This is a genomic window from Bacteroides cellulosilyticus (assembly GCF_020091405.1).
Lineage (GTDB): Bacteria > Bacteroidota > Bacteroidia > Bacteroidales > Bacteroidaceae > Bacteroides.
This window is the reverse complement of sequence record NZ_CP081903.1, coordinates 1,867,488-1,884,639: the sequence shown is the minus strand read 5'-3', so window position 1 is coordinate 1,884,639 and position 17,152 is coordinate 1,867,488. Positions and strand designations below refer to the sequence as shown.

Annotated in this window: 12 protein-coding genes and 1 pseudogene; 8 read left to right on the top strand and 5 right to left on the bottom strand. The window is 45.7% G+C overall.

The window, feature by feature from the left end; translation table 11 throughout:
- Positions 1-214 precede the first annotated feature (214 nt).
- From K6V21_RS06525 to K6V21_RS06515, 3 genes are read right to left on the bottom strand one after another with little or no spacing between them, the layout of a single operon-like run.
- The gene (locus K6V21_RS06525) at positions 215-1,180 is read right to left on the bottom strand and encodes a phosphatase PAP2 family protein (protein ID WP_044263045.1); all 966 of its coding nucleotides are present in this window, start codon (positions 1,178-1,180) and stop codon (positions 215-217) included.
- The gene (locus K6V21_RS06520; protein ID WP_044263043.1) at positions 1,171-2,178 is read right to left on the bottom strand and encodes an NAD-dependent epimerase/dehydratase family protein; all 1,008 of its coding nucleotides are present in this window, start codon (positions 2,176-2,178) and stop codon (positions 1,171-1,173) included. Before K6V21_RS06520 ends, K6V21_RS06525 begins: the two co-directional genes overlap by 10 nt.
- On the bottom strand, positions 2,178-3,083 hold the full coding sequence (locus tag K6V21_RS06515; protein ID WP_224321281.1) for a cation diffusion facilitator family transporter: 906 nt from the start codon (positions 3,081-3,083) through the stop codon (positions 2,178-2,180). The genes K6V21_RS06520 and K6V21_RS06515 overlap by 1 nt, the downstream gene beginning before the upstream one ends.
- A 233-nt stretch (positions 3,084-3,316) precedes the next feature.
- On the opposite strand from K6V21_RS06515, the gene rnr reads away from it, so the two are divergent.
- Positions 3,317-5,461, top strand: coding sequence for a ribonuclease R (rnr, locus tag K6V21_RS06510; RefSeq protein WP_217714856.1), 2,145 nt, complete (start codon positions 3,317-3,319; stop codon positions 5,459-5,461).
- Between the two features lie 97 nt (positions 5,462-5,558).
- Here the strand turns inward: rnr and K6V21_RS06505 are convergent, their stop codons facing one another.
- The gene (locus K6V21_RS06505; RefSeq protein WP_224321280.1) at positions 5,559-6,371 is read right to left on the bottom strand and encodes an AraC family transcriptional regulator; all 813 of its coding nucleotides are present in this window, start codon (positions 6,369-6,371) and stop codon (positions 5,559-5,561) included.
- 300 nt (positions 6,372-6,671) lie between these two features.
- Between K6V21_RS06505 and K6V21_RS06500 the strand changes: the two genes are divergently transcribed.
- From K6V21_RS06500 to K6V21_RS06490, 3 genes are all read left to right on the top strand, one after another.
- Positions 6,672-7,379: a YczE/YyaS/YitT family protein gene (locus K6V21_RS06500; RefSeq protein WP_044532944.1), complete on the top strand. Its 708-nt coding sequence runs from the start codon at positions 6,672-6,674 to the stop codon at positions 7,377-7,379.
- Positions 7,342-7,827, top strand: a complete 486-nt coding sequence (locus K6V21_RS06495) for a pyridoxamine 5'-phosphate oxidase family protein (RefSeq protein ID WP_044532945.1) — start codon at positions 7,342-7,344, stop codon at positions 7,825-7,827. Before K6V21_RS06500 ends, K6V21_RS06495 begins: the two co-directional genes overlap by 38 nt.
- Before the next feature lie 304 nt (positions 7,828-8,131).
- Positions 8,132-10,168, top strand: a complete 2,037-nt coding sequence (locus tag K6V21_RS06490) for an LruC domain-containing protein (RefSeq protein ID WP_217714859.1) — start codon at positions 8,132-8,134, stop codon at positions 10,166-10,168.
- 348 nt (positions 10,169-10,516) lie between these two features.
- Here the strand turns inward: K6V21_RS06490 and cysK are convergent, their stop codons facing one another.
- On the bottom strand, positions 10,517-11,464 hold the full coding sequence (gene cysK, locus K6V21_RS06485; RefSeq protein ID WP_224321279.1) for a cysteine synthase A: 948 nt from the start codon (positions 11,462-11,464) through the stop codon (positions 10,517-10,519).
- Between the two features lie 164 nt (positions 11,465-11,628).
- On the opposite strand from cysK, the gene epsC reads away from it, so the two are divergent.
- From epsC to K6V21_RS06465, 4 genes and pseudogenes are all read left to right on the top strand, one after another.
- Positions 11,629-12,528 (top strand): serine O-acetyltransferase EpsC, encoded by a 900-nt coding sequence (epsC, locus tag K6V21_RS06480; RefSeq protein ID WP_224321278.1) that lies wholly within the window; start codon positions 11,629-11,631, stop codon positions 12,526-12,528.
- 223 nt (positions 12,529-12,751) lie between these two features.
- Positions 12,752-14,248: a class I SAM-dependent RNA methyltransferase gene (locus K6V21_RS06475; protein ID WP_224321277.1), complete on the top strand. Its 1,497-nt coding sequence runs from the start codon at positions 12,752-12,754 to the stop codon at positions 14,246-14,248.
- Between the two features lie 268 nt (positions 14,249-14,516).
- Positions 14,517-14,919 (top strand): annotated as a pseudogene (locus K6V21_RS06470) (ORF6N domain-containing protein).
- Between the two features lie 15 nt (positions 14,920-14,934).
- Positions 14,935-17,133, top strand: a complete 2,199-nt coding sequence (locus K6V21_RS06465) for a S9 family peptidase (protein ID WP_224321276.1) — start codon at positions 14,935-14,937, stop codon at positions 17,131-17,133.
- The last annotated feature ends 19 nt before the right edge of the window (positions 17,134-17,152 follow it).

The following is a 17,152-nucleotide window of genomic DNA, read 5'->3' as shown; positions in this document are numbered from 1 at the left end:
TATAGGTGGATTGATTTATCCTCAACATTTCTCTTGTTCATCAAGTGAAACAAACCACTTCCCGGTGCTAAACTCTTTATTTTTCAATATTACTTTTTCATGAGTCATTTAGCGTTGATTTTCAAACGCAGAATGCAGGTTGAATATAACGCGAATTAAGCAACTGATTATTGAATGTATAGATGGGACGCGTGGGAAATATATAGATACTACTTTACTTGAACATCGGCTGTGCAAACCACCGCTTAAACATCCACGTCACCACCACATACAGACCAAAAGCTGAAACAAAGCCTACAATCGAATCAATCAAATAGTGCGCCTGAATGTACACCGTGGCACAGCAAAGCAGTACATAGAAGGGAAACAGACAAGCAAACAACCTGCGGCTACCACGCCACGCCATAATCATTAGGATAGTGGAAATTCCCACATGCGAACTGGGGAAAGCAGCTGTAGGGCGTTCACCGATCTGCTGTGAACCCTCTACCAGATTGTAAAAGAATCCATGATCGTATCCCGGCCCAGGCAGTAGTTCCTGGTTATGATTGAAGTAATCTCCGATAGAAGGAAACACACCCTGCGCCACATTATCATCACCAATAGCCGGGAAATAGAACTGTGGACCTGCCACCGGAACAAAGATATAAATCAGATAATAGATAAAGAAAGAAGTGACCAGCACGAACGATAACTTCTCGAAAAGTTCAAAACGATAAATAAAGTACCACACTACCACAATCAAAATCATCGGATAGTAGAAGAAGTATCCCATATTGAACGGCTCACTCACCCACATATGCGGGAAACGGAGGCAGAACCATACCGCCGGCTGACCACCGAACATCCACTGCTCCACCGAAGCAAACACATGGTCCAGATTCGGAAATATCCGGTTGAACTCAAACGTATCGGGATACCAATAGGAAAGCAAGGACATCTGGATAGCAATACGCACAAAGGCGGAAAACTTACAGGGTGCCAGCCGGTAAAGATACATCAATAAAAACGTCATGCCCGCAATCATTGCACGGTCAATCAACATCTGCACCGGATGATCCATTTCCTGAAAAAGAAACAAGATCAAAATCGAAGTCAACAAATTATATATAAGTGTTATCTTCTCAACTGCAAATAACCCCTTCCGGGTTTCTACCTTTTTAAATAAATCTAAAGCCATCCCTCGTTCTTATACCAGGCAATAGTCTCCCTTACACCTTGTTCCAGATTGTACTGAGGTGCAAATCCCAACTCTCTTACAGCCGGGCTGATGTCACATTGCCAATTGCGTTGTTTCATTATGTTATACTTATCAGAATTGAGAGTGCTGGGCTTCTTGCTACGCACCGCCCAGAATTCAGCGAGCAAAGATACAACTTTCAATATAATTAATGGGCATACTATCCGAATTACAAACGGATTACCCAATTCTTTTCGGATCAGGTCGGAAAAAGCGCGGCTACGGTACACCTGTCCGTCTGCCAGGAAATAGGCACGTCGGCATGCCTGTTTTTCAATACCGAGGAATACAGCCTGCACAATATCTTTCACATAAACAAACGTCAGATCCTGCCGGCGAAAGCCAACAGCAAAGTCCGTGTGCTGCTTGATGGACTTAGCCATCAGGTAGTAATCTTTTTCACGCGGACCGTACACTCCCGTGGGGCGATAGATGACATAAGGGAAAGCGGGTATGCTTTGCAAGTAAAGCTCCGCTTTAAGTTTACTCAACCCGTAAGCAGTATTGGGCATAGGGGAGTCTTCTTCCGTAATCGGCTGATAAGTTCTCTCATGAACAGGGCCAAACACACTCAGCGTACTGATATAGATAAATTGCTTTGGTATCATATTCAGTTCACGAAGAGTATCGACAAAGTATTTCGTCTGCAAATAATTCACCCGGTCAAACTCCCGTTTGTCGGCACATTTGGTGACACCGGCACAATGGATGATATAATCGAACTTATTATATGTTCCCTTATGGCCGGAAAGCTGCGCACGCAATTCATTGGGGTGTGCAAAATCCAGTTCCAGAATGTGTATCTTACGGTTTCGCAGATATTCCCGGCTGCTGCTCGAACGGATACCCGCCCACACACCGAACTTCCGCTTCAACGCTTCTTCCACGATGAAACTTCCGATAAATCCACTGGCTCCTGTTATTAATATACTTTCCATTACTTCTTGGGTTCTACATGAATATTAATCAGCGTACCTTCGCCAAGCATCGTTTTTAATTTATGTTCAATAGCCGTAGCCGTAGTATGAGCTTCTTCCAACGTAATCCCTCCGTCCATGCGCACATGTACCTCAATCGCACAATAACTACCGATACGCCTCGTGCGGAGATGATGCGGCTCACTAACTCCGGGAAAAGAGAGCAATGCTTGCTCAATATCTTTCTCCACTTCATCCGGCAAAGACTTTTCAAGCAACTCGTCAACACAAGGAATCAACAGTTGAATAGCTACCTTCATTATAAAGAAACTGACAATCACAGCAGCTATCGGATCGAGTACCCGCCAATGTTCGCCCAACAAGATTGCGCCTCCAATGCCTACAGCCGTTCCTATAGACGAAAAAGCGTCGCTCCGATGGTGCCAGGCATTGGCTACTACTGCCTGTGAATTCAGACTCTTTCCCTTAATAACTGTATATTGATATAGTATCTCCTTCAGCAAGATAGAAACAAGAGCTGCTATCAGGGCCACCATTCCAGGTGCTTCCAGCTGTTCTCCTTTCATAAAAGCCCAAATAGAAGAAGCACCGCTCCACAAAATTCCGAACCCCACCAATAATAATAAAATTCCAATAATAGCAGTAGCTAACGTTTCATACTTCCCATGTCCATAATCATGATCTTTATCCTGAGGTTTATTGGAAATACGGACAAACACGAGAACAATGACATCCGTCACAAAATCAGATAAAGAATGAACCGCATCTGCCAACATAGCAGCACTATGGCCTAGAATACCTGCCACAAACTTAAAGGCAAGTAGCGCAAAATTAGCAATACTACCGATAATCGTTACTTTGTATATTTCCTTCTCCCGAGACAGAGAAGCAACTTCTACGTTCATTCTATACTGATTATTAAAACAATAATGGCGCAAAGATATAAAATAAAAGCCATTTTGCATTTCTCATTTATTATTTGTTTATTTTCTAAGCCCCACTTTATCTCCACGCTGGGGTATATACATCTTTTTTGCATATATCCCCATTCTTTTCAAGACAGAAACAAAGCAAATTCGCAAAAAAATTGTTTTCTTTGTATCTATCATAATGCAATCCATTCAATAACCAATATATTATGGCCAAAAACAAAGAAAAAAAAGCCGGCAAGCGAATGAAGAAGAAAGAACTCATTTCTGCCCTTATGGATTTTTTCCATTCGAAACCCGATGAGGTATTGTCCCTGAAATACATATTCGAACAACTTCATCTCACCACACATCCCCTGAAGATGCTGTGTAGAGACATCCTAAGCGACATGCTACTGGATGATTACATCACCGAAATAGAGAAAAGCAAATATAAGCTGAACAATCATGGTGTGGAAATGACAGGTACTTTCCAGCGTAAAAGCAATGGAAAAAATTCTTTCATTCCCGAAGGTGGAGGCGACCCGATATTCGTGGCCGAACGTAATTCGGCACACGCCATGAACAATGATAAAGTCCGTATCTCCTTCTACGCCAAACGCCGTGGGTGCGAAGCCGAAGGAGAAGTGATAGAAGTGCTGGAGCGTGCCAACGACACCTTCGTAGGTACACTGGAAGTAGGCAGTTCATATGCCTTCCTGGTGACGGAAAACCGTACACTTGCCAATGACATCTTCATCCCCAAAGAAAAGCTGAAAGGCGGAAAGACGGGAGACAAAGCTATCGTGAAAGTAGTGGAATGGCCCGACAAGGCGAAAAACCCCATCGGACAAGTCATCGACATCCTGGGCAAAGCGGGCGACAACACCACAGAGATGCACGCCATCCTTGCTGAGTTCGGCCTGCCCTACGTCTACCCCTCTTCTGTAGAAAAAGCTGCGGATAAAATCCCCGCCGAAATATCCGATGAAGAAATTGCCAAACGCGAGGACTTCCGAAATGTAACCACCTTCACCATCGACCCAAAGGATGCCAAAGACTTTGATGATGCTCTCTCCATCCGCAAACTGAAAGACGGCTTGTGGGAAGTGGGCGTACACATTGCAGACGTCACCCACTACGTAACCGAAGGCAGCATCATCGACAAGGAAGCCGAAAAACGCGCTACATCCGTGTATCTTGTAGACCGTACCATCCCGATGCTTCCCGAACGTCTTTGCAACTTCATCTGCTCCCTGCGTCCCGACGAAGAAAAGCTGGCATACTCCGTTATCTTCGACATCAACGAAAAGGGAGATGTGAAAGACTCGCGCGTAGTACATACGGTAATCAAGTCCGACCGCCGCTTTACTTACGAAGAAGCACAGCAAGTAATCGAGACGAAAGAAGGAGACTTCAAAGAAGAAATCCTCATGCTGGACACCATTGCCAAGGCGCTGCGTCAAAAGCGTTTCGTAGCCGGAGCCATCAACTTCGACCGTTACGAAGTGAAGTTTGAGATAGACGAAAAAGGGAAACCTATCAGCGTCTACTTCAAAGTTTCCAAAGACGCCAACAAGTTGGTGGAAGAATTCATGTTGCTCGCCAACCGCACCGTAGCAGAAAAAATCGGCCGCGTGCCGAAAAACAAGAAGGCCAAGGTATTCCCTTACCGTATCCACGACCTCCCGGACCCGGAGAAACTGGATAACCTGGCACAATTCATCGCCCGCTTCGGCTACAAGATACGTACCGGTGGGACCAAGACAGATGTTTCCAAATCCATCAACCACTTGTTGGATGACATTCAGGGCAAGAAGGAGGAAAACCTTATTGAAACCGTATCCATCCGTGCCATGCAAAAAGCGCGTTATTCCACGCACAACATTGGACATTATGGATTGGCATTCGAATACTATACGCATTTCACCTCACCCATCCGCCGTTTCCCGGACATGATGGTACACCGCTTGCTGACGAAATATCTGAATGGCGGACGCAGTGTTTCCGAGACTAAATATGAAGACCTCTGCGACCACTCCAGCAATATGGAACAAATTGCAGCCAACGCTGAACGTGCTTCCATCAAATACAAGCAAGTAGAATTTATGACGGAGCGTCTGGGACAAGTGTTCGATGGTGTAATTTCCGGTGTTACGGAATGGGGACTGTACGTTGAACTGAACGAAAACAAATGCGAAGGCATGATACCTATCCGCGATCTTGGCGATGACTATTACGAGTTCGATGAGAAGAACTACTGCCTACGCGGACGCCGTAAGCACCGTACCTACAGTTTGGGCGATGCAATTACGATTAAGGTGGCACGGGCCAATCTGGAAAAGAAACAGTTGGACTTTGCGCTGGTAGAATAAAAGGCGCGGATTACGCTGAATACACGGATCAAGGGTTGTTGATTAATGAAAGAAATCCGTGTAATTCCGCGTAATCCGCGCCTAAATTTTCGTTCTCCTATACACCATAATTCTCCCTGTAAGCCGTGGGCGACATTCCTGTGTGATGCTTGAAGTATCTCCCCAGATAGGACTGATCAGGGAAATTAAACTGATTAGCTATCTCCTGTATGGAAAGTGCTGTAGAGTGAAGTGTCACTTTAAGCTCAAGTATCACGTAATCGTCTATCCATTCTTTCGCTGTGCATCCCACCGTTTGTTGAATCGTCTTACTCAGATGCCGCGTAGTGACACAAAGTTTATCCGCATAATAATCTACCGAACGCTGCTCCCTGAACGACTCTATCACCAACGCAATAAAGCGGTCCTTCAACCGCCAACGCAAATGATTCGGCTTCGTTTGCCGGTAAAGACGCTCCGACTGATTACAGATCTCATAAAACAGCATCCGGCAACAGTAAATCACCAACTCACGCTGATATATATTATCGCTGTCCACAGACTTCTGTTGCAGCAGTTTAAGATAATGATTGCATATCCCATCCCACTCTTCACCCCGGAATGAACTATAATTGTGCTCACGCATGAAGGATACCTTATCCGAAGGCAACGAATAGAAAATCTCATGCCGGAACTGGGCGGAAAAAGCAAAAACAGCCAGTTCAAGATCATCTGTAGCATCTTTATAAAACGTAATCTGTTCGGGGAAAACAAGTATTACACTTCCGGTAGCTAAAGCATACTTCTGCTGGTTAATGTAAAGCTGTACTCCTCCTTGCAGGCAAAACAGCAATTCCCCTCTCTCCATCCGATAAGGATAAGAAAACAAATCGGATTTCCGGCGGGTATGAAACAGGTATTCCTCACTCATAAAGTTCTATTTTTGAAGCACAAATATACTCTTAAAGGAGCTTATGAACAAAACAATCCCACTTTTTGAACAATTCGCTTCGATTTTTGAACCGTGAGACAGGCAATAGAAGCCGTAACTTTGCAGTGGTTAATAATTTCGATTATTTGCTCATCAAAGATTGGATATATAAGTATTAGTTACGAGCTACCGGCTACAAGCTACAAGTAGCTGCGCTATATTCCGAAAGGCACTTGTAGCTCGTAGTCTGTAGCTGATTTATAACCCGTCTGTTGTGAACTTAAGAAAAAAGATTGTAATATGGCAAAAAGAGAATTAACAACCCGGTATCTGTTTTTCATCGCGGGCTTATTTGTAAATGCGTTCGGTATTAGTTTAATTATTAAAGCAAATCTGGGTTCCTCGCCTATATCGAGCCTTCCTTACACACTGAGTTTAAAATTTCCCGTCACACTGGGACAATTCACGCTTCTGCTGAATGCCGTGCTGATAGCCGGACAAATATGGCTTCTGAAAAGGAACTTCAGAAAAGAGCAGTTTCTACAAATTCCCGTAGCAATACTCTTCAGTTTCTTCATAGATTGCTCGATGGCTTTGCTGGAAGGATTCACTCCTGCGGGCTATGCCTCGCAGATTCTATCACTGATAGCTGGCTGTGCGATACTTGGCCTGGGAGTAAGTATGGAGGTAATTGCCAATGTAGTAATGCTATCCGGAGAAGCCTTTGTGAAAGCCATCACTCTGCGCACAGGGAAAGAGTTCGGAATCACAAAAATCGGCTTTGATACAACGTTGGCACTCCTGGCTTGTGCCGCATCGCTCCTATTAGCAGGCACCATAGAAGGTGTACGCGAAGGTACAATCATTGCCGCATTGATCGTAGGACTTTTCGCACGCTTCTTCAACAGACGGCTGGGGTTTGTCAATAAAATGATTACCTTTGCACCGAATAAAACACCCATTCAGCCCTATGAAGACAATTGCAATCACCGAACTGACGGAAATTGAAGCAATCATTCGCAAATGCCCCTACTGCATGGTTGGCATCACCGACCTAAAGGGGAATCCCTACGTAATTCCCATGAACTTCGCTTACCGGGATGGAGTAATCTACCTGCACTCCGGCCCCGAAGGCGGCAAAGTGGCAATGGTGAAACGGCATCCGCAAGTCTGTATCACTTTCTGCGAAGGACACGAACTGGTGTATATGCACCGGCAGGTGGCATGCAGCTACAGCATGAAGTCGCGCAGCGTGATGTGCCACGGAAACGTCCGTTTCATCGAAGATATGGACGAAAAAAGAGAAGTGCTTGATATAATCATGCGGCAATATACAAGCGATGAATTCAAATACAGCGAACCTGCCGTGCGCAACGTAAAGGTTTGGGAAGTAAAAATAGACAAAATGACTTGCAGATCCTTCGGACTACGACCCAGCGAGGTCACCTCAGAGTAGTTATAAAGCCATTTCAGGATGGCTACACCCTTTCCCCCGGATAGCTACACCCTTTACTACAAATAGCTACACCCTTTCGCTAAAAGGGTGTAGCCCTAAAAAAACAAAGAAACCACACCTCCCCTCAGTAATATATCATCAAATGCAACTCTAATTATGTCCCTCTCACTATATCTATGTAAATGAGAGGATTATCGCAAACGGTTGCGGAGAAAAACTTGCAGATTCTACTCATTTACTAATAATGCTAATCTATATTGTACTTAGATTTGGGGCGTCTAATAACAACTATACATTATGTATTATGAGAAAAACCACTTTTAAAACCTTTGTCCTTTTTAGTGCAACCCTGTGGATGACAAGTTGCGTAGATGATGTGTACAACCCTAACAGCGGGAAGAACAGTACAAAAACAGCAGAAGAGTACTTTGATTTCACTACACGTGCGGATGTAGACCTGAATGTAGACCTCGGCTCGCTGGGAGCCTATGCATTGATTGAAATCTACACTGAGTTTCCGTATGAAGTATCGGAGAACGGCTCTTATACGAAGCGTGATATTGAAGCTAAATTCAAAATTTATGCAGATAAATCCGGACGTCAAAGCTGCAAAATGACTTTACCTAAAGATGCCACAACCTTGTATCTCTGCCCCAACAACTGGGGGCTCCCCATCTGTGAAACCCTAAAAGTGGAGAATGGAAGCGTCAACTATACTTACACGGAAACCCGAGGAATCACAGCACTTGGAACCCGTTCGGTAAGTTCAGGTAAGGGTCCTGTCTACGTGGTAGATCAAGGACAAAAGATGTATTCGCTTTGCCAATGGGGTGAACATAGTTGCATTACAGCTCCAACGGATTATTTACTGAACGCCGGGCTGGATGCAAGCTGGATTAAGAAAATACAACGCACCTTCTGGAACGGACAAGATGAACGTCCCAATAACACCACAATGGATAATAGTAAATTCATTACAGATGTGACACACATAAATACTACCATTGCACAATATGCCAAGAATGAAAATGGAACGACTTCTACCATTACAGAAGCAGCTATCTATTTCACTTTCATGGAAGAAAATGCCTGGAATCAGAATACCATCGGATATTATTATTACCCACAGGGAGAAGTACCCATATCCCCGGACGCTGTCAAGAAGTTCATCATTTTTCCGAACGCATCAACTGCAGGAAATGTACCTTTCGTCATGCTGAACAATGAGAATGAAAAATATGCTTCGCCAGCCGCAAACACCAGCCCACAGTGGCTCTACAGAAGACTGGACGCACCTCTGGCATTAGGAAACAAAGTAAAGTTACTGTTTGAAAAAGAAGACGGAACAATTACGGATAAGTTTCCAGCCGGTTATACAATCGGATATTTCCTGATATCCAATGGCTATGGCAACGGTTATGGCAAAGATCATACCCCGAACGATGTGAACCTGACACCGGGATACATGGGCAATCTGGGGTATATTTACTCTAATCAGGCATGGAACAGCAATGGAAAATCCAGTTTTGTCGCCATTACGGACTCCGAAACCGAGCGCGTAATATACGGTATAGAGGACGGAACAGATAAGAGTTACGAAGATATGCTATTCTACATTGAAGCAGATCCCAAAGGATCTATCTACGATCCCGAACGCCCTGTGATTCCGCCTGTTGACGATAAGCCAGTTACCGAACTTCACGCAGGAACCTTACTTTTTGAAGACATCTGGCCCAGCGGCGGAGATTATGACATGAATGATGTAATTATTGAATATTCCCGTACTGTGACCTTCGACAAAAACAACGTCGTGACAGAAATAAAAGATACATTTACTCCTGTATGGGATGGCGCCCAATTCCTGAATGCCTTTGCATATCAAATTAATGCCGCCCAGGTTGGACAATTAGCATTACCTGAGGGCGCTGTATATGAACCAGAAATACAGTCCATTGTAGTGTTCCCGAATGCCAAAGAGGTACAAAAGCAAAAATTCATAGTAACCCGCACTTTTAGCGGCAGCCTGAACAAACAGGACCTCAAAGCCTATAATCCGTATATCATAGTACACTACAAGCCGGGAGCAAACAACCGTCAGGAAGTGCATCTGCCTAAGCAAATGCCCACAGACTATGCCGACAAGAGTCTGAACTACACACATGACGACGCCTACTACATCCATCGTGACGGGAAATATCCGTTTGCTATGGATATCCCGATACACAACTTCGTTCCGGTAACAGAAACAAAAACAATCGGTTCGGAAGGAGAATATCCGGGATTCACCAAATGGGTAAAAGGAGAAACCGGATATGAAGACTGGTACAATCACAAGGAATGATATGTTTATTTCTATACGGTTTTGAATGAAGTGATGATTTATTTTTTAGACGCGGATGACACGGATGACGCAGATTTTTTATTTATTGATGTGACAGCGCAGCCTTTAAATCCGTGTCATCTGCGTCTAAGAGATTGAATACATAGGCTAAAATCATTTACCTCATTTCTATACCGATATGCATTATATAGGAGTAAACTGAAGAACATAACTTCCTGTGTGATAGTGTACTTGGTGTCCCACTAAGATTAGCCGTAGTGGGACACCAGTTCAGTCCTAATGGGAATATAGCTCAACTGCACAGGAATGAACATATTTCTGCCTGCGAACCTTAAATTAAGTTATATTCTACAGCGGGTATTCATCAAATGCATATAGCAACGTTGAGAGATACCGTTCGCCTGTATCCGGCAATAATGCAACAATTGTTTTCCCCTCATTCTCCGGAAGAAGTGCCAGACGAGTGGCTGCACTGACTGCCGCCCCGGAAGATATACCTACCAGCAAGCCTTCTTTCTGCGCCAACTCGCGTCCTGTACGGATAGCATCGTCATTTGTTACCTGCAATATTTCATCCACTACTGCCGGATTGTAGTTCTTGGGAACAAAACCGGCACCGATACCTTGTATCTTATGTGTTCCCGGAGCACCTCCCGAAAGTACAGGAGAATCGGTCGGCTCTACCGCTACCACCTTTACAGCCGGATTATGCTTTTTCAGGGCAGCGCCTACTCCACTTACCGTTCCGCCAGTCCCTACACCGGCAACAAAAATATCAACATGACCTTCCGTATCCCGCCAGATCTCCTGTCCTGTAGTACGTTCGTGCATGGCAGGATTTGCGGGGTTGTCAAACTGCTGAAGAATCACCGCACCGGGTGTAGCTGCTTTCAGTTCTTCAGCACGGGCAATAGCTCCTTTCATACCATTGGCACCGGGCGTAAGTACCAATTCGGCACCCAAGGCTTTCAGTAAGTTGCGACGCTCAACGCTCATGGTATCGGGCATGGTGAGAATCAACTTATAACCTTTTGAAGCGGCTACAAATGCAAGTCCTATTCCGGTGTTTCCACTGGTAGGTTCTATGATAGTCGCTCCGGGTTTCAGCAAACCGGAAGTCTCGGCATCTTCAATCATTGCCAGTGCCACGCGATCTTTCACGCTTCCGGCAGGATTAAATGACTCCAGTTTCACGATCAGACGGGCTTTCAGCCCCTTTGATTTATTGTAATTACTCAGCTCCATCAGGGGAGTGTTGCCCACCAGATCCGTGAGCTGTTTTGCTATCTTTTTCATAACATATTGGGTTTTAAATTATACTCTTCTTTCTAAATGACAAAGATAGAGAGTTAACGGTTCATAGGAAATACCATATTTGTGGGATTTTCATACTATAAATGAGGGATTTTCGCTGAGAATAGTTACCTTTGTACCCACCTTATTATAAAAAGGATATCCCAATGAGTCCATTGAACTTTACTCACATTTTGACACAGGCAGTCGATGAACTATCGGAAAGCTCATCTTACAAAGGACTGTTTCATCAGCACACGGACGGCACTCCATTGCCTTCGGCTAGGGCACTGCAAGATATTGTAGAGCTATCGCGTGCCATCCTCTTCCCCGGTTATTTTGGTAATTCCACAGTCAACAGCCGCACCATCAAATACCACATCGGCGTAAACATCGAACGCTTGTTCGACTTGCTGACCGGTCAGGTACTTGCAGGTCTTTGCTTCACCGGAAACGGAGAATGTACCTGCTGCACTGAACTTCAGCGTGAAGAAGCGGCACTGATTGCCGCTAAATTCATCAGCAATTTGCCGGGAATGCGCCGCGTGTTAGCCACTGATGTGGCAGCCGCCTACAATGGAGATCCGGCAGCACACAGTTTCGGAGAAGTAATCAGTTGTTATCCCGCCATACGTGCCATCAGCAATTACCGCATTGCGCATGAGTTACTGAAACTCGATGTGCCCCTTATTCCGCGTATCATCACTGAAATGGCCCACAGCGAAACAGGAATCGATATTCACCCGGGTGCCGCCATCGGCAGCCACTTCACCATAGACCACGGAACGGGTGTTGTAATTGGGGAGACGTGCGTCATCGGAAATAACGTGAAGTTGTATCAAGGTGTAACTCTGGGTGCCAAGAGCTTTCCATTGGATGCGGACGGTAAACCGATCAAGGGCATCCCACGCCACCCGATACTGGAAGACAATGTCATCGTCTATTCCAATGCCACCATTTTAGGACGTATCACTATCGGACAGGGCGCCACGGTAGGCGGTAATATCTGGGTGACGGAAGACGTTCCGGCTGGAGCAAGAATTGTACAGACTAAAGCCAAAAAGTAACCGGCAGTCAGCAAGCAAGCGCCCCAGTTGAGGGACACAAGCGTTCCGGCTGAGCAACACAAGTGTTTCGGAAGAGAGACACAAGCGTTACATCCGAGAAGTACAAGTGTTCCGTAAAAGGGATATTAAGAGAATAGTAATCATCAATAGAAACAATAGATACAGAAGAAGTTACAGCAGCTTCAACCGTAAAATTGTAAATCGTAAAATCAATAATAAACAGATGGAATCCTTTCAAATGATTGCCAAGACCTTTCAAGGTCTGGAAGAAGTATTAGCACAAGAACTGACTGCATTAGGGGCAAACGACATAGAAATAGGCCGACGCATGGTGTCTTTCAGTGGAGACAAGGAAATGATGTACAAGGCAAACTTCTGCTTGCGCACAGCAATCCGTATCCTGAAACCGATCAAGAACTTCACTGCCAAAGATGCTGATGAAGTCTATGAACAAATCAAAGCTATCAGCTGGGAAAACATCCTGAATGTGGAGAAAACATTTGCTGTAGATGCCGTTGTGTTCAGCGAAGAATTCCGTCACTCTAAGTTTGTATCTTATAAAGTAAAAGATGCCATTGTAGATTATTTCCGCGAGAAATTCAACAAACGTCCGTCCGTACGAATCAACCGCCCGGATGTACTGCTGAATATACACATTGCACAAACCACGTGTACGCTTTCGCTCGACTCATCGGGTGAGTCACTACACCGCCGCGGTTATCGCCAGGAAGCGGTAGAGGCTCCGTTGAACGAAGTTCTGGCTGCCGGAATGATCCTCATGACGGGCTGGAAAGGAGAATGTGATTTGATTGATCCGATGTGTGGTTCGGGTACCATCCCCATTGAGGCGGCACTGATTGCACGTAACATTGCTCCGGGAGTATTCCGTAAGGAATTTGCTTTTGAGAAGTGGAATGATTTCGACCAGGATTTATTCGATACGATTTACAACGACGACAGTCAGGAATGTGAGTTTACACATAAGATATACGGATACGACAATAATCCGCAGGCCAACGAAATAGCAACGCACAACATCAAGGCAGCAGGTGTATCGAAAGACATTGTCTTGAAGTTGCAGCCCTTCCAGCAGTTTGAACAGCCGGCGGAAAAGTCCATGATTATCACCAACCCGCCTTATGGGGAACGTATTTCTACCAATAATCTGCTAGGACTATACCAGATGATAGGCGAGCGTCTGAAACACGCTTTCACCGGAAACACGGCATGGGTGCTCTCTTATCGTGAAGAGTGCTTCGACCAGATAGGACTGAAACCGACTGCCAAAATACCTCTGTTCAACGGTGCACTGGAATGTGAATTCCGTAAATACGAGATTTTCGACGGTAAATATAAGGAATTCAAGAAACAGGAAGGTGAGGACGAAGAAGGAGAAGACAGAAAAGAATCCGGCTTCAAGTCAAGAGAATCGAGAGAATTTAAACCGAGAGAAGGACGGGATTTCAAACCGAGAGAACCGCGCAAACCGGGTGAGTTCAAATCGAGAGATGACAGACCGAGGGAGTTCAGACCAAGAGACAGCAAACCCCGTGAGTTCGGTTCGAGAGAAGATAAGCCCAGAGGTGAGTTCAAGCCGAGAGAATTCCGCAAGGATGGAGACAGAGAACGGAAACCGTTTGACAGGGAACGCCGTCCGGGAGGAAGCGGTGAGTTTAAGCCGAAGAGAGAGTTCAAGCCGAGAAAAAGGGAAGAGGAATAAAAGAAGTATGGAACTTATCGCAATTTGCGACAGGTTAATAGGAAATATGGTTCTAAATATTGACTTCTACATCAAGAGACAGAAGGTAACTTACTGAAAAACAGTTTGAGGTTGCAATTTGTCACCTCAAGTTGACAAGACATAAAAGAGATAAGTTACGAGTATCAACTTGAAACTCCAAATCAGGGGTTCAGGTCAGGAAGTAGAAGATAGCCTGTTTAAAGACAATATAAGGTTCCAAATTGGCACCTTAAAAACATATACTTAAATGAACGATTTAGTCATCATAGAGAATAAGATATACGAAATCAGAGGACAGAAGGTGATGCTGGATTTTGATTTAGCGGAGATGTATGAGATAGAAACGAGGCGTCGCCATGTTTTCCGGCATCCTCCGGAGTCCCAAAGCCATCGAAGTCAACATCAACATCATGCGTGCCTTCGTCCACATGCGGCAATATCTTCTCTCTCATGCTCCGAAGCAAGAGCTTGAAGAACTAAGAAAACGTATTGAATACCTGGAAGAAGACATCACTTCCGACAGAGACAGTTACGAGAAACAATTCGATGATCTTTTCTCTGCTTTCGCAAAATTGAGTGCTGCGGTACAAGTGAAAAGCTCTCCTTGGGGCAGGGTAGAAGTAAAAGGATTCAGAAAAGAGAATGAATAATAAATGACTATACACATGAAAATAATCGGTAAATGGATGGGAATAGTGCTACTGGCATTACCCACTCTCTTTGCAACAAACATTATGGCACAAGATTCAAAGAAACCGACGCTGGAAGATTTGCTTCCCAGCGGAGAAACCTATCGCTTTGCTGAAAACCTCTATGGAGTGCAATGGTGGGGAGACACGTGCATCAAGCCCGGAATAGACTCCTTACTGGCAATAAACCCCAAAACCGGAAAAGAAACTCTGCTCGTGACGCGCGAGAAAATCAACCGGGCTCTGGAACAGGAAAAGCTGGACAAACTGAGACATCTGAATCAAGTGAACCTGCCTTGGGCAAACAAAACGCAGATACTCATCAGCCTGCCCGGAAGCTACGCTGTCTACGACTGGGAAGCGGACAAGATTATCAGCCAACGGGACTTCCCAAAAGAGAGCGCCAACAAGGATTACCATATCGCAAGTGGCAATGTGGCCTACACCATCCAGAATAATCTTTTCGTGAACGGCACTGCCGTAACCAGCGAACCCGACGGCATCGTATGCGGACAAAGCGTACACCGCAACGAGTTCGGCATCAGCAAAGGAACTTACTGGAGCCCAAAAGGTGACCTGCTCGCTTTCTACCGCATGGACGAAAGTATGGTGACGCAATATCCATTGGTAGACATCACCGCACGGGTAGGCGAACTGAACAACGTCCGCTACCCGATGGCAGGCATGACGAGCCACAAGGTAACCATAGGCATCTACAACCCCGAAACGCAGAAGACCATCTATCTGAACGCGGGCGACCCCACGGATCGTTACTTCACCAATATCAGTTGGGCACCGGACGCCAAAAGCCTCTACCTCATTGAGCTGAACCGCGACCAGAACCATGCCGAACTTTGGCAGTACAATGCTGAGACAGGCGAACGGATATGTTGCTGTTACGAAGAAGAACATCCCAAGTATGTGGAGCCTCAGCATCCCATTATCTTCTTGCCCTGGGATAACGGCAAGTTCATTTACCAAAGCCAGCGGGACGGGTACAATCACCTGTACTTGTTCGATATAGATGTCAAATCAGACGTTTACAAAAAAAACACTACGGCAGGAAGCACCTGTACAGAACGTACCTGGATGAAACAACTCACTTCCGGCAACTGGCTTGTACAAGACGTGCTCGGCTTCGATGAGAAGAAGAAAGAAATCATCTTCACCGCCACCAAAGAGTCGCCCCTGCAAAGCAACCTATATAAAGTGAACGTGAACAACGGAAAGATTACCCCGCTGGACAACGGCAAGGGTATACACCGCGGAATACTGAGTGCAACCGGCAGCTACCTCATCGACAACTGGTCCAGCCCCGAAGTGCCGCGCAGCATTAACCTCATGTCCACCCAAAACGGCAAAAGCATCAACCTGCTGGCAGCCAAAGACCCGTTCGAAGGCTTCACCATGCCCAGCATCGAAGTAGGCACCATCAAGGCAGCCGATGGCGTGACCGACCTTTATTACCGCCTCGTGAAACCCGCCGACTTCGACCCGGCAAAGAAATACCCCGCCATCATCTACGTCTACGGAGGCCCGCACGCACAGATGGTTACCGGCGGATGGCAGAACAAAGCCCGCGGATGGGATATCTACATGGCAGGCAAAGGCTACATCATGTTCACCCTCGACAATCGCGGCAGTGAAAACCGCGGACTGGAATTTGAGAACGTCACCTTCCGCAACCTCGGTATCGAAGAGGGAAAGGACCAGGTGAAAGGCGCCGAATTCCTAAAAGCCTTGCCTTACGTGGATGCCAACCGCATCGGCGTACACGGCTGGAGCTTCGGCGGACACATGACTACGGCACTGATGCTCCGCTACCCGGAGATATTCAAGGTAGGCGTTGCAGGCGGCCCGGTCATCGACTGGAGCTATTATGAAATCATGTACGGAGAACGATATATGGACACGCCGCAGAGCAATCCCGAAGGTTACAAGAATGGTAACCTGAAGAACCTTGCCGGCAACCTGAAAGGACACCTGCTATTGATCCATGATGATCATGACGACACCTGCGTGCCGCAACACACGCTCTCGTTCATAAAGGCCTGCGTGGATGCCCGCACGTATCCCGACCTGTTCATCTATCCCGGCCATAAGCACAACGTCATAGGACGTGACCGCGTGCATCTGCATGAGAAGATAACCCGGTACTTTGAAGATAACTTATAATAGAAAGAATAACTAAAAC

Bases quoted from the DNA above. Each gene is read 5' to 3' on its own strand.
- K6V21_RS06520 (WP_044263043.1), bottom strand. From the start codon at position 2,178: ATGGAAAGTATATTAATAACAGGAGCCAGTGGATTTATCGGAAGTTTC.
- K6V21_RS06475 (WP_224321277.1), top strand. From the start codon at position 12,752: ATGGAATCCTTTCAAATGATTGCCAAGACCTTTCAAGGTCTGGAAGAA.
- K6V21_RS06465 (WP_224321276.1), top strand. From the start codon at position 14,935: ATGAAAATAATCGGTAAATGGATGGGAATAGTGCTACTGGCATTACCC.
- epsC (WP_224321278.1), top strand. From the start codon at position 11,629: ATGAGTCCATTGAACTTTACTCACATTTTGACACAGGCAGTCGATGAA.
- K6V21_RS06500 (WP_044532944.1), top strand. From the start codon at position 6,672: ATGGCAAAAAGAGAATTAACAACCCGGTATCTGTTTTTCATCGCGGGC.
- K6V21_RS06525 (WP_044263045.1), bottom strand. From the start codon at position 1,180: ATGGCTTTAGATTTATTTAAAAAGGTAGAAACCCGGAAGGGGTTATTT.
- rnr (WP_217714856.1), top strand. From the start codon at position 3,317: ATGGCCAAAAACAAAGAAAAAAAAGCCGGCAAGCGAATGAAGAAGAAA.
- K6V21_RS06490 (WP_217714859.1), top strand. From the start codon at position 8,132: ATGAGAAAAACCACTTTTAAAACCTTTGTCCTTTTTAGTGCAACCCTG.
- K6V21_RS06515 (WP_224321281.1), bottom strand. From the start codon at position 3,083: ATGAACGTAGAAGTTGCTTCTCTGTCTCGGGAGAAGGAAATATACAAA.
- K6V21_RS06505 (WP_224321280.1), bottom strand. From the start codon at position 6,371: ATGAGTGAGGAATACCTGTTTCATACCCGCCGGAAATCCGATTTGTTT.
- K6V21_RS06495 (WP_044532945.1), top strand. From the start codon at position 7,342: ATGAAGACAATTGCAATCACCGAACTGACGGAAATTGAAGCAATCATT.
- cysK (WP_224321279.1), bottom strand. From the start codon at position 11,464: ATGAAAAAGATAGCAAAACAGCTCACGGATCTGGTGGGCAACACTCCC.